Below are 13617 nucleotides of genomic sequence, written 5' to 3' on the forward strand. Positions count from 1 at the left end.
GCGCGGAAGGTGTGGGTTCGGCGGGATGGGTGTCGGGTAGGGCAGTAGCGTTTCTGGTCAGGCGGTAACGCGCTCCCAGCGGTCGCCACCCTGCGCCCGGGCCGTAGCCGCGGCCTCGGCCGTGGTGGCAAGCAGAGCGTCCAGGTCGTATCCTGCCGTCGCGACGCTTGCCCAGCCGATGCTGGCTGAGGTGGTCACGGTGATGGGGGCCGCGGGGTCACGCCCGGCGATTCGCCTCAGCACATCCCGTACGAGGTCCCGGATGACTGCCTCGGGACGCGAGATCAGCACGATGACTGCGCTGTCGGGGGCGATCGCGATGTCGGCATCCGTCGGGAAGACGGCAGTGACGCGCGCCTGGATGTCGCGAAGGAGCCGACCGAAGATCGCCGGGCCTCCCGCCTCTTGCAGGTCTTCGGCATCGTCGAGTTCGATGCGCAGGAGCGACCACGTGTCGGCATCCCGCGCTGCCGCACGTTCGAGACGCTCGCGGGCCGTCCCGACGAACCGACCCCAGTCGCCCTGTGGCGCGCTCGACTCGATCGCTCGCGACCCCGGGGTGACCAACGGCACCAGCGACACGAGGGCGCACACCATGTAGACGAGCATCCCGATGGAGTTGAAGATGCGTGTCGAGGCGAAAGCTTCAGCCGTCGAAAGCGGGGTGAAGAGGGCACCGATGAGCACCGTGACGCCAGCGAGCGCGTAGACCGCCGAGGCGACGACGATGGGCCACAGCAGACGCTCGGACCGTTCCGGGATGCGCCGCCACTCGAGGAGGAACAGCACCCCGAAGATGCCGGACACGAAGAACATGACACGGTAGGCCAGTCCGAACCAAGCCGACTCACCCGGCGCGAGGAGCGCGAGGATCGACGCGGCGGCGACGACGGCGCTGACCCACGCGTAGGTGCGCACTTTGCGGTGGGCGCGCAGTCCCGACCACAGCAGCGCCGGGGCACCCAACAACAGACCCATCGACCCTCGTCGCAACTCCTCGGATTCGGCCGCGGTCGCGGCGAGGTAGCCGTAGCAGGCCACCATGATTCCCATGAACGTCAGCGACCACAGGAGGGTGGACCGGCGGGGCCTTGCGAGAAAGGCCAGCCCCACGAACAGGATCGTGCCGAGGGTCGCGATGGTCGCGTGGGCGATGCCGATGTTCGCGCCGCCGAGGTCGGGCCAGGGCAACTCACCAGGTGCGGGAAAGATCATCACGACTCCGGAGTGACGGAACGGGGAAGGCGGAGAGTCACCGTCGTGCCGTGACCGAGTTCGCTGGTCACCGTGAGGGTGCCGCCGTGGGCGGTCACGATCTCGCGCGCGATACCGAGCCCGAGACCGGTGCCGGGTGCCTGTTCCTGGGCGCGGGTGCTGCGAAACAGCGGGTCGAACACGTGCTCCAGGTCCTCGGACGCGATGCCGATACCGGTGTCGGTGACCACGATCACGGCGGTGTCGCCATCCAGGGACGCCGAGACCCGCACGGATCCGCCTGCCGGCGTGTACTTGACGGCGTTGCTGACGATGTTGTCGAGGACCTGCCGGAGGCGGAACACGTCGCCATCCATCCGCAGGTGCGCGGGAAGATCGGTTTCGAGCGTCACGCTCTGTTCGCGCGTCGACGCAGCGAAAGCTTCGCTGACGGCGGCGAGCATCGGGACGAGGTCGAAGGAGCGGCGGTCTTGGGTGGGGGTGAACCCGCTGCGTGAGCGTTGCAGCATCGTCGAGGCGATACCCAGCATCCGTTCGCTGGCCGAGAGGATGGTCTCGAGGTGCTCCCGAATCTTCGGAGTCAGCTCGTCCTCTTCTTCGAGTGCGAGGTCGGCGTGGCCGATGATGACGGTGAGCGGGTGCCGCAGCTCGTGGGAGGCCACCGCGGCGATACGTTCGCGTTCGCGCTCGGCCTCGGTGACGGCGGTGATGTCGTGGGCCACGAGCATCGTCGACGCGGAGTCGTCGGCTGACGAGGTCAGCGGCATGGTCGTCACCGAGAGGGCGTGCCAGGTGCCCTCGGCGTCGAAGAGCCAGACACGGGCATCCTCGAAGATCTCGCCGCGCTGCGCACGCGCGAAGGTTCGCTCGGATGCCGGAATCGCCGTCCCCTGCAGGGACGCGTACTCGACCGATGTGGGGGGAGAACTCGGGTCGTTGAGGTTCGTGCCGTAGAGGCGGTCGTAGGTGGTGTTGGCAGCGAGCAGAGACCCGTCACGGGCGAAGCGGAGGATGCCGACATCCACGCCGTTGATCAGCTCGATCGTGCTGCGCTCGGCGTTCGAGACCCGGTCGAGCGTCGTTTCGAGACGCCGCGTCTGGCCGAGGAGCAAGCGCTTGAACGCCCGCGTCTGGCGCATCGTGATGCTCGCGGTAACCCCCAGGAACGTCACGCCCAGGAGCACGGTGAACAGTTCCACGGCGCCGGGGGGCTCGGCGGAGGTCGCCGCCTCAATCAGAAGAGAACCGGCGATGGTTGCGACAGCAGCACCGAGTGCCCAGCGCGAGAAGTGCAGGCCGATCCACATGATGGGGAAGACCCAGAAGAAGCCGAGCGGCAGGATCGAGGATGCCGCCATAAAACCGACGGCGACGATGTCGGCGAAGGGGATGACCAGCGGCAACCACCGGGGCATCCGCGCCCAGGGGGTTACGAGAGTCACGGCGGTGGCCAGGATGACGATCGCCACACCGGTGAGCATGAGCCACGACGTGAACAGCTCCGGCTCGTAACCGAGCGACACGACCGAGATGATGATGATCGAGACGCCCAGGGAGAGCTGCGTGAGCCAAATAGACCTCACTCGCACTGTCGCGCCGTCGACGTCGCGGAATTGCGCGTCTCTTGCGCTCACCTTGTGCTCCCCCTTAGACAGCGTTGAGTTCAGGCCTTTGTTCGTATCGTATACTTCCAGCGCATCCGGCTTGTGGAACCCGCCATGAGCCCGAGAAAACCGCGGAAAATCAGCCCTCGCTGCCCTGCACGTCGGCCCGCTCAAGGAGAAACCATGGCCACCGCCCCGCAATCGTCGCGCGTCGTACGCCGCGTCGTGCTCGGTGCCGCCGCACTGGCTTTGGGCGCCTCGTCCTTGACCGGATGCCAGCAGATCGCCGAGGCGTTCAATTCGATCCAGGGCGAAGCGCCGGGCACAGCATCGACGGCGACGCCGGTGCCGCAGCCGGTCTCGACAATGGCGACGATGGACTTCGATTCGCTGTTCTCGTACGACGGGTCTGTCTCGCTCACGACGGATGTCGCGTCCGATCTGGAAGTCGTTCTCGATGTGTGGGCTGCCGACCCGAAGCGCACGCGCGAGTGGACGCCGAACAATGAGAAGGTGTTCGGGTTCGCGATCAACGCGTATGACCGTCGCGTCGATGACAAGGCGGTGTTGACACAGAAGCGCCGCGTCTACATTTCGTCGATTTCGATCACGTCGCAGACCGCGCAGACCTCGGGGATGGTGCAGCAGCCGTTCCAGTTCGCCGCCGACCCGCGCACGCTGGTGCCGCCGGACACGCTGCGCTCTGACCGCGGCCTGCTGCTCAACAGCTATCAGGGTGGTCTGCTCGTACCCGAGACGACGATCTTCATGCTTCCGGCCGATACGTACGGCATCACGCTGCAGTTCTCGTTCGGCATCTACGTCGAGGGCACCGCCAACGACGACGCCTCGTTCGCGCAACAGACGATCTATCAATACCTGCCGATCGCGATCTACAACGATCAGGGCACGCTGAACATCGTGTCCAACGAGCCGACCACCGCGCCTCAGGGCTGAGCGGGAGCCGGAGCGAGTCAGCTGACGACGCCGCCTGCCGGCCGGGTCTTGAGATCACTCGTGGCGGTCGGGGCGGCATCGGGCCAGACCGCGGCGAGTTCTGCCTCGGAATGCAGCGTGTAGCGCGTTATGCGGATCTCGATCGCTTCGCGGTAGTCGAGGTTCGGCACGGCGTGGGCGGTTGCCGCCTTCACGACCCTCTCCAGGTTCTCGATCCGCTGGTCTCCGGGAAGTGCGACGACATGGCGGCCGACGCGGCCGCGATGTGCGGCGTCGGGAAGGAGCTCGTGAAGAGACATCGCCGCAGCGCGATCCACGGCTGTTGCTGCGGGGCCACCGAAGGCGGCGCGGATGAGACTGAGGTCGGGAACCTCGACGTCGTAGACGGTCACCGCGCCGTGGGAGGCGATGTCTGAGCGCAGCGCATTGATGAGGTGCTCGATCTGCCGTGCTCGCGTCTCCAGCGCGCGGTCGCTCCACCACACCGCCACGCAGAGGGTTACCACGAGCAGGATGCTGAGAACTGATGCCGTCAGGGGTGAGAACACCGTTTGAAACGCGGGGGAGTCCTCGCCGACGGCGAAGAACATGAACGTGCGGATCGCCGAATACACGGCGTAGACGGCGAAGATGACACCGATCAGTCGGAAGGCTGCGATGTCGCGCGCCGGCGGGCGGAAAGCCTCGATCGCGACCCCTCCGCATCCGACGGCCACCAGGATCAGCCGCAACACGAAGCCGTCGGTCGGGCCCCCGATGACGGCGGTCACTGTCGCGCTCGCGATGAAGGTGGCCGCGACCGCCACCGACACCACCCAGCCGGGGGTGATCGAGGTGTCTCGCAGTTGTCGCATCCCCGCCCAGAAGTAGGCGGGTCCGCCGACGAGCGCCGCGTTCGCCGCCCCGATGATGATCGGCATCGGCTGATCCGGCACCAGTGCGGATGTGATGCCGGCGACGACTCCGCTCAGGGCTGCGGCGGCAGCGAAGCGCAGAAAGTACCGACGGGCAGCGCGCCCACCATTGGGGAGAGGCTTGCCGGGCAACTGGATGAGGGCCGGTGCGGCGATCACGAAAGCGATCGCCAGGACGGCAGACAACTCCAGTACACTCATTCTGCGCTTCTGTTTCTCGGGGCCTCGGGTATTCACCGGAGGCTTTCTTGAGGAAAACCTGAGGTGATGCTCTTCGACAACAGACCGGATGCTTGAGCCGAGTGTAGCAGTGTGGTAACAGCACTTCGGTTGGCGCGCGGATTGAGGGAAGGAGCGTGCTGATGTCCCACTGGGAAGCCCCGTACGTTCCTCCGTACCCGCAGCAGAATCAGCCCGCGATCGGGCAGTATCCCGGCACCGCTTACGCGGGTCAGCAGTATCCGGGTCAGCAGTACCCGGGGCCGCAGTACGCCGATCCGGCATACGGCCAGCAGCCCTACGCTCAGCCCTCGTACGGCGACCCCCGGTTCCCGAACGCGCAGGTCGAGACCTCGCACGCGGAGTTCACTGACGAGTTCGAGTCGGTGCTGGAGCGCATCTCGGTGCACCGGTCCACCATCGGATGCGTCATCCCCTGCTACAACGAGGAAGAGTCGATCGCGGGGGTGCTCGAGGGTCTGCTGCACCAGACGCGCGTGCCCGACGTCATCCACGTCGTCGTCAACAACACCACTGACGCCACGGTTGCTATCGCTTCGCAGTACGCCGGCCCGCACCAGGTGGTGACAGACCTCGGCGAGCAGTTCACCGAGGTGTTCATCCACGACATCGGCAAGAACCCCGACAAGAAGGTCGGTGCGCTGAACTACGGCTACGCCCTCGTCGAGGGCTACGACTACCTGCTCGGTGTCGACGGTGACACTATCGCTGACGAACGGGCAGTGGAGTACCTCGAGACCGAGGCCGTCGGTGACTCGCGGATCGGTGGGATCTCGGCGATCTACACGATCGATGACCGCCCCATCAAAGGCCTGATCGGCAAGTTCTTGATCGCCGGTCAGCGCACACAGTTCGCGGCGTTCAACCTGCAGAATCTGCTGCGCGGACGCAACATGGCAGTGCTCGGCGGCCAGTTCTCGATCTTCTCGACGGCGGCACTGCGCGATGTGATGCGCGCCAACCACCAGAGCACGCCATGGGTGAAAGACAGCGAGGTGGAGGACTCCCTGCTGTCGCTGCAGATCAAGAGCGCCGGCTACCTCACCAAGATCAGCCCGTACGCACGGGCGAGCGTGGGCGGCATGACGACCCTCAAGGGGTACGACGCGCAGCAGGTGAAGTGGACCTACGGCGCGATCGAGCTCATGTGGCCCGGCCAGCGCGGCGACACCAAGGGGCAGCCCTTCCACCCGAACCTGCGCCTCCGGTGGTTCGAGAACTTCGGCATGCTCACGAACCTGTTCGTGCGTGTCGCGTTCTTGACGCTGCTGGCAGCATCGCTTTCGATCAACGCGTTCGTCTTCTCGCCCTGGTGGCTCATTCCGCCGCTGGTGGCGACGCTGCTGAACCTGCGTGTGGCGCTGACGATGAAGTACGTGAACCAGCGAGACATCCTGTTCTCGGCGCTCGTGTTTCCGGCGGAGATCTTCATGTGGATCCGGATCGGCCACTTCCTGCGGTCGTGGTCGTCGTTCCTCTCGCGCAAGAAGGTCGACAACTGGGCTGCTCAGGCGAAGGCCGAGCGCGGTGGCGGTGTGTCGCTCGGGCACTGGGTGCCCATGATTCTGCTCGTGATCACGGCGATCGCGATGGCCTTCATCTGGTCACTGCTTGACCCCGTGGTGCAGTCGTCGATCCTGTGGGTCGGCTGGCCGATCGTCGGTGTGGTCACCGTCATCCAGACCCTGCTCATGGCGTTCAAGCTGTTCCGCCGCCAGTACGGCTACAAGGTCTGACGGACTCGCGCGCGAGCCCGGGCCGGGTTACTGGCCCGGCGGCGGCGCGACGTTCTCGGCTGTCATGCGGTAGCCGACGCCGCGCACGGTCTCGACGTAGCGCGGGTTGTTCGGATCGTCGCCGAGCTTTCGGCGCAGATTCGTCATGTGCGCTTCGATGGCGCGCTTGTCGGCATCCCCGACGAAGTACGACGTCACGTAGGACTCGCCGCGCAGCACGAGCGTCAGGTCGGCTTTACTTCGCACCCGGCGCTTGGATTCCATGAGCGTCGCCAGCAGCTCGAACTCCGTGCGTGTGAGTTCGACCTCGCGGTTGCCGACCAGCACGATCCGCGAGTCCGGGTCGAGCACGAGGTCACGGTGGACCAGAGTGTGGGGTCCGAGGTGGTGACCACCGGGACCTGGGACCGGGGCGTTCGGTGGTGTGCGTGCCACCAACTGAGATCCGGGAGGCTGCTGGTTGCCGCCGGCCCCCGGCGGGTCGACCGGAGCCTGCGGCGTCGGCGGATAGTACGGCTGTGCGCCTCCGGGCTGCGGATAACCGGGGTGCTGAGCGGGGTAGCCGGGCTGGGGTGGGGCCTGGGTCGGCTGTTGCCCTGCCGGGTAGGGAGCCTGTGCCGGATGCTGGCTCGGGGCCTGGGCGGGGTCGCCAGGAGTGACGGCTCCGGTCGCATCGATAGTGGCGAACGGCTGCTGCGCTGCTGGCGGCACGGCGCTGGGCGCAGCGGGCTGGGTAACGATGGCGGGTCGCGCGCCCGGGAACGAGGGCCCCGAGGGTGCCTGCGCGGGCGGCTGGGCTGCAGTCGGTGTCTGGCGCGGGCGGCGCAGCAGCGCTTCGATCCGTGCCCGCAGTTCCCGCGGGCGGAACGGCTTGACGATGTACTCGTCGGCACCGGCTCCCAAACCCAGGACGACGTCAGCCTCGTCTTCGAGGCCCGTGAGCATGATGATGTAGGTGTCGCTCTGGGCGCGGATGCGCCGGGCTGCCTCGAACCCGTCGATACCGGGCATGTTCACATCGAGGGTCGTGATCAGTGGCTGGTAGGAGAGGACGGCACGGACACCGTCGATGCCATTTCCCACCGAGACCGTCGAGAACCCGGCCGCCTCGAGTGTTTCGGCGAGGATATGCCGGATCTGCGGATCATCCTCGACGATGACGGCGGTCTTGCTCACCCCCGCGTCAGTGCTCATGCTCGATTGTCTCTTTCGCGTCGGGCTGGGTCGAGTATCCGAGCCGCGCAATCCCAGGCATGCGCGGCCGACCCTCTTGATCGTACACAGGCGGGCAGACCGGGGGCGCGGTCATCCGTCGGCGTGCCACGGTGGCCTGCGTGCTGAGCGCGCCGCCCTCAGGGGAGCGTGACGTTGCGGGTCAGCTCGACCGCGGACTGGGGCCACCATGCGCCGGCTACCGGTCCGCCGTTGCAGGTGCCGTCGCTTTCGCCTGGCGGCTTGATCCAGAGGTTCGTGTCGACGACGTCGTCGCCGTAGGTGCCGCCGGGAGCGCCGATGAGCCTGCCCGGGGGGTTGCACCACTCGCCATTCGACCCGGAGCCGTTGCGAGACGTGTCAACGATCGCGTGGAGACCGCCGGTCAGGCCCGAGAGCTGGTGGGCGTAGTCGAACTCGATCGCCGTGTCGTTGTAGTTCGAGACGTTCGTCGCGAAGCCGCGGATGACATCGTTCATGCCGATGCCGTTGATGAGCTCGGCCATCTGCGAGGCCGGCAGCCAGGTCGAGTGACCGCCGTCCACATAGATCCAGGTGTTCGTCGAGGCGAGTCGGGTGATCGCATTCCGCAGCTGCTCCGTGCGCTCGGCGGTGTTTCCGCACTCGGGGGCGAGGGCCAGGCTGTCGGGTTCGAGGACGACGGTTTTCTGGATGTCGGGGGCCGAGTGCAGGGCCTCGCCGATGATCTGCGTCCACTCGGCGTAGGCTGCATCGTCCAGTCCGCCCGCGGAGAGGCCCGCGCTGCAGTCGCGCTCGGGAAGCCCGTAGACCACGATCGCCAGCGCCTTGCCCTGCGTGCGGGCCTCGCTCAGGAGATTCGTCATCCGCGCGCCGATCTCACTCACCGGATCGATCTCGGGGGTCAACCAGTAGGCGGTGGGCTGGGCTGCCAGGTAGTCGGTAGCGGCGAACTCGTCGGTCCCCTCGGCGAGGCCCGGCAGTGCGAGGGCAGCTTTCGACTCCTCCGGGGCGATGATCGTCGTCCCGACTGCCGGAGCGGTAGCGGTCAAGTCACGCACCCAGTGATTCAGGAACATCCAGACGGTGGCGGCGATGGCTGCCACGAGAAGGACGCCGACCGACACGATCGTCGCGATAGCCCACCCGGGCAGGGCCTTCGGCTGTGATTCCGGGCGCACCGCGGCGGACTCGGGCTGTTCTTGCACCACGTGGGCGCGTCGGGAGGGCACGACCAAACTCTAGCGGAGGGCTTCGGAGGATCCCCGTGAACCCCCTCCTGCGGTGAAGAGATCGCAAACGCTGGGGATACGTCCAGCGGAGCGCACGCGGTCGGCATCCGTGCCCCTCTATCGTGGGGAGTGGCATGAAGGTCATCTCGTACAACCTGCGCAAGCACCGTGCGGCAACTGAGCTGCGAGAGCTCGTCGAGCGCCACGGTGCTGATCTGCTCTGTCTGCAGGAAGCCGATACGACCGACATCCCCGATGACATCGGTGGGCTCGTGCTCGCCGACTCGACGCAGCGCAACCGCCTGGGTCTTGCCGTGTATTACCGCGAGAACACGTATCGGGCCGTTGACGTGCGGGCGATCGCGCTGAAGAAATCGCTGCACGATCGAGTGCTCAAGCCCGCGGAGGAGCGGATGCTGGGGGTGCGCCTGCACGACATCGATACGGGCAGTGACATCGTCGTCGCTTCGTTCCACGCTGCGCCGCTGACGGCGCTGAACTCGCTGCGTCGGCATCAGATCCGCACCGCTCTGGCCGAGCTCGACTCGGTCGGCGAGGGGCTTCCGAAGCTCATGGTCGGCGACTACAACTACCCCGTGTTCAAGGAGCGCCTCGGGCAGCACGTTCGAGACCAGGGGTACGAGCTGAATCTCAGCGACTCCCGCACGTATACGCGGTATCGGTTCTTTCGCGGACACTACGACTTCGCGACATCCGTTGGTTTCACGATCGATACCGTGCGGACGCTGCCGCAGGGGCTCAGCGACCACCTGCCGATCCTCGTGACGGCCGAGCCGACCCCCGGTTCGGGTGCAGCGTCGACGGATGCCGCGAGCGGCGTCGCCTGACACAGGCGCCTGACGTGGCGCGCGGCTCACGCCGGGCGCGTGCTCAGCGGATCGCTGCCGCGTAGTGCATGAAGGCGGCGTAGACGAGGACTCCCACCCCGGAGGCCAGGAGCGCCACACCGAAGTAGAGCAGCCAATTGCGGGACTTGCGGGGGCCTCGCGGTTCGTAGGGGCTGCTCATGATGCCCGATCCTAGCCAGATCGAGCCGATCGCGAGTGACGTGCGTGTTACAGGAGGGTTATCCCTCGTCTGCCGAGCCCGTGAGCGGGCATGCTCCCGCGGCCACGAGTCCCGTTCCACCGATCGTCGGTGTCATGAGGGCTTCGAGTGTCGGGGTCGGCGGGGTGCGGACCTGGATGGTCGCGGTAGCGGTTTCGCCCGGGTTGAGGTTGGTTTCCCAGATCAGCACGTCACGACCGTCGTGGGAGCCGGTTCCGAATACCGTCGCGGCTCCCTCGTCACCGGCGACGCTCGAGACGACCTCGGACCCCGTCGGAAGGTACAGGTAGGCGATGGTTCTCGTGATCCCGGCAGCTACACCGAAGTTGCCGCCGCCGGTGATGTACTTGGGGAGGCTGGTCGCGGCATCCGCGGGAGCCGTGCTGTGGAGGGTGACCGACACCGTGGCGAGGGGGTTTTCGCGGAGGTATTCACCGGGACGGAGGTTCTGCGTGAAGGCGGTGCTCGCTGCGCACCAGCCGACTGACGCCGTGGCCTCGGTGTAGTAGTCCATCTTGGAGCCCGTGCCGTCGTTCAAGTACACGCCGAACTGTGTGCGGGTGTCGTCGGTGACGGGCAGGCCGCCCTGGATGGTTGCGCCGTCGAGGATCGCCTGCTCGGCCGGGTCGGCGCTCCACATGAACAGTCGGCGTTCGCTGCCGGCGCGGGCGAGCGCCTGGATGAGCGCCGCCGGCTCTGCTGCGCCGTCGGCGATCGTTTCGAAGACGACGGCGGCTGTGGCGGCGAAGAACGCGTCCTGGTCGCGGGGGTCGGGGTACCGCTGGTACACCTCGTTGAGTAGCAGCGGCACGGCGTTCTCGCTCGTGAGCTGTTCGCCGGTCGGGAGTGTGATGGGGCCGGTGGCCTCAAGCAGGTACGAGAGGGTGACGGGGTCCAGGGCGAAGACGCCGTCGACAGCCACGCCCGTCTCTCGGAGCCACATTTCGCGGGCCAAAGGGCCGTCGATCGTGTAATCGGGGATCTGGGTCACGTTCTGGATGTAGACGCCGGGCTTGTCGACGAAGATGCCGAGGATCTCGTCCGACAGGGGAAGCACGGGGTCGGCGTATCGCGTGAAGTCGGACGAGGAGCCCTGTCCGGTCAGGTCCATGCGGCCGCCATCCGTGTGGATCATCGCCATTGCTCCGACGATGCCGCCGAGCGACCGCCACTCCGCGTTGTTCTGGAACATGACGAGGTAGCTGCGGGGGCCCTCCGCGCCGAGAGCGAGGGGGAGGAGCTGGGAGGTGCGGCGCAGCGCGTCAGCCGCGGTGAGACCGCTCGTCAAGAGGTCGCGCACCTCGGTGACAGGGGCTGCGAGGGGAGCCAGGAGTTCCGTCGTATCGATCGCGTTGACCGATGCCGACGCCTGCCGCAGGCTGTCGGTCGCCGTGGTCGCGACGTCCGAGAGGCTCGCGATGGCGGCGACGTCGAACGCCCCGCCCGCGGGCCGCAGCGTGTCGAGCGAGAAGCTCGACGCCGCTTGCGCGAGCGGTTCGAGGGCGGTGGTGGCGACATCGTCGACGGATGCGATGACTGTCGCCGTGGCGGCCAGTTGCGGTCCGATCCACGGCAGGTGCTCGGCGGCGCCCCACACCGGGTCGGAGGTGAGCGAGCGGGCCGCCGAAGTGTCGGCGGTCAGGGCCGGTACGATCTCGGCTGCCGCGGCAGGGTCGGTGAGGGAGTCTCCGAGACTCGCGGCTGCGCGCTGGGCGTCAGCCACGTGGCCGTACGCGAGCGCGCCGCGGACGCCGATCCACGCCGCCCCCGCGACGCCGAGGATCAGGATGGCGCCAAGGACCGAGGCGAACACGATGCCGGCCGTGCGTTCGCGGCGGTGACGTTTGCGAGACCGTGCGCGGCGGGACTTCTCGGCATCCACCGCACGGCGGGTCGCAGCGATCTCGGAATCGTCGCTGGGTCCCTCGGGGTCAGCGCCCGCGGGGGTGGCGTTGCTGTCGTCGCCGAGGGTCGGGTCGGGGTCCGCGCCCGCGGGGGTGGCCGGCTCGTCATGCATGGGTCGCGTGCCCTCCTGTCCTCAGGGAAGCCTATTCGTCCGTACCCGAGTACACGATGAGAGGCAACCGCATGACGCGCCGTCCCAGGCGCCCCCTAGGGTGGGGAGCTGGGCGACGAGCTGACTGACGAAGGGATCGGGGCCCATGGTGACGGCGAACGCGACGACCCAGCGTGTCTGGGTGGACGCGGCGGCGACCCCAGACACGGCCGCCGGGCCTGTCGGCTGGATGGATGTCGTGACCCTGGCCGAGAAGGCAGTCGGCGTGACCTTCTCCTACGATCCGTCCTACCTCGCCCGACCGGACGCGTACGCGGTGTCGCCGGAATTGCCGCTGGAGTCAGGCCCTCGGGCGCTCGGGTCGATGCCCGGAGCGTTCGTGGATTCCAGCGCAGATTCGTGGGGACAGAAGCTGATCCGCAGGCAGCTGCGCGCCGAGGGGGCGACCCTCCTCTCGGAGGTCGATGCTCTCGTGGGTGTGTCGGATGAGGCGCGCACTGGTGCGTTCCGGTTCCGTGAGCATGCGGGTACGGGTGACGAAGAGGCGTACGTCGCTGACCGCGCCGCGCGGGTTCCCGTCGCGCTCGACCTGCGTGACCTGCGGGCGGCTGCGGATCGGACGCGCGCAGGTGTCTCCTCGAGCGAGCAGGCGATCGCGGATCTTCTGGATGCCGGCACGGCGGTGCTGGGAGGGGCCAGGCCCAAGGCTCTCGTGCGGCGGAAGGGTCGGGCACTGCTTGCGAAGTTTCCGGCTCCGGATGACGAACACGACGCGATCCGGTGGGAGGCGGTGTCGCTGCACCTCGCTCATGCTGCAGGGCTCGCCACCTCGCGGGTGCGCACGATCGAGATCGGAGAGCACGCGGTGTTGCTGGTCGATCGATTCGATCGCGTCGGGAAGGTCGATTCCGCGGCGCCGGATCCGACGGCAGGGGAGTTGCGGATCCCCTACTGGTCGGCGCGGACCGCGACCGGCGATGGGCGGGACTACCTGGATGTCGCGCGAGTCATCCGTGGCATGGACGCGCCTCGCGACGTCATCCGTGCCCAGCTGCGGGACCTGTGGCGGCGGGTGGCGTTCGCCGTCGCCGTGCACTGCACCGACGACCACCTCCGCAACCTGGGATTCCTGCGGCGCGAGGCGGCATGGCGGCTGTGTCCAGTGTTCGATGTCGAGCCCGATCCGGTGCAGGAGCGGCTGCGTTCGACCGCGATCGTCGGGGTCGTGGACCCGGATGCTGCGCCGGCTGCTCTTATTGCGCTTGCGGGGGAGCTCGGAATCAAGACCTCGTCGTGGCGACGGTCGCTGGCTCAGGTGCTTGTCGCCGTGGAGTCGTGGCCGGATGTCGCGAAGCGGGTGGGCCTTGCCGAGGACGAGTTCGCCGCGATGGATGCCGCGATCGGTCATCGCCGGGACGCGCTCGCCGCGCTGCTGGCGTGAGC

The 13617-nt window shown here is 67.4% G+C and carries 11 protein-coding genes; 4 read left to right on the plus strand and 7 right to left on the minus strand.

The annotated features are described in order from the left end of the window. Window positions 1-57: 57 nt before the first annotated feature. Window positions 58-1215, minus strand: a complete 1158-nt coding sequence (locus MICSW_RS02200; protein ID WP_464496617.1) for a hypothetical protein — start codon at window positions 1213-1215, stop codon at window positions 58-60. After that, window positions 1215-2849 (minus strand): sensor histidine kinase, encoded by a 1635-nt coding sequence (locus tag MICSW_RS02205; protein WP_464496618.1) that lies wholly within the window; start codon window positions 2847-2849, stop codon window positions 1215-1217. The genes MICSW_RS02200 and MICSW_RS02205 overlap by 1 nt, the downstream gene beginning before the upstream one ends. Window positions 2850-3002: 153 nt before the next feature. Here MICSW_RS02205 and MICSW_RS02210 point away from each other — a divergent pair, with 153 nt between their 5' ends. Next, window positions 3003-3776, plus strand: coding sequence for a fructose 1,6-bisphosphatase (locus tag MICSW_RS02210; protein WP_228177295.1), 774 nt, complete (start codon window positions 3003-3005; stop codon window positions 3774-3776). 17 nt (window positions 3777-3793) lie between these two features. On the opposite strand, the gene MICSW_RS02215 is transcribed toward MICSW_RS02210, so the two are convergent. After that, entirely contained in the window at window positions 3794-4891 is a 1098-nt protein-coding gene (locus MICSW_RS02215; RefSeq protein ID WP_464496619.1) for a hypothetical protein, read from the minus strand. A 161-nt stretch (window positions 4892-5052) separates the two neighbouring features. Between MICSW_RS02215 and MICSW_RS02220 the strand changes: the two genes are divergently transcribed. Further along, window positions 5053-6666: a glycosyltransferase gene (locus MICSW_RS02220; RefSeq protein WP_292734338.1), complete on the plus strand. Its 1614-nt coding sequence runs from the start codon at window positions 5053-5055 to the stop codon at window positions 6664-6666. 27 nt (window positions 6667-6693) lie between these two features. On the opposite strand, the gene MICSW_RS02225 is transcribed toward MICSW_RS02220, so the two are convergent. After that, window positions 6694-7860, minus strand: a complete 1167-nt coding sequence (locus MICSW_RS02225; RefSeq protein WP_464496620.1) for a response regulator transcription factor — start codon at window positions 7858-7860, stop codon at window positions 6694-6696. A gap of 158 nt (window positions 7861-8018) precedes the next feature. Continuing rightward, window positions 8019-9089, minus strand: a complete 1071-nt coding sequence (locus tag MICSW_RS02230; protein WP_464496621.1) for a glycoside hydrolase family 6 protein — start codon at window positions 9087-9089, stop codon at window positions 8019-8021. Between the two features lie 134 nt (window positions 9090-9223). Between MICSW_RS02230 and MICSW_RS02235 the strand changes: the two genes are divergently transcribed. Then, window positions 9224-9937, plus strand: a complete 714-nt coding sequence (locus tag MICSW_RS02235) for an endonuclease/exonuclease/phosphatase family protein (RefSeq protein WP_348681389.1) — start codon at window positions 9224-9226, stop codon at window positions 9935-9937. 43 nt (window positions 9938-9980) lie between these two features. Here the strand turns inward: MICSW_RS02235 and MICSW_RS02240 are convergent, their stop codons facing one another. After that, the gene (locus MICSW_RS02240; RefSeq protein ID WP_341578545.1) at window positions 9981-10118 is read right to left on the minus strand and encodes a hypothetical protein; all 138 of its coding nucleotides are present in this window, start codon (window positions 10116-10118) and stop codon (window positions 9981-9983) included. Window positions 10119-10176: 58 nt separating this feature from the next. Beyond that, on the minus strand, window positions 10177-12174 hold the full coding sequence (locus MICSW_RS02245; protein ID WP_464496622.1) for a DUF4012 domain-containing protein: 1998 nt from the start codon (window positions 12172-12174) through the stop codon (window positions 10177-10179). A 145-nt stretch (window positions 12175-12319) separates the two neighbouring features. Here MICSW_RS02245 and MICSW_RS02250 point away from each other — a divergent pair, with 145 nt between their 5' ends. After that, window positions 12320-13615, plus strand: coding sequence for a type II toxin-antitoxin system HipA family toxin (locus MICSW_RS02250; protein ID WP_464496623.1), 1296 nt, complete (start codon window positions 12320-12322; stop codon window positions 13613-13615). Window positions 13616-13617: the final 2 nt, after the last annotated feature.

Source organism: Microbacterium sp. SW12, assembly GCF_055391095.1.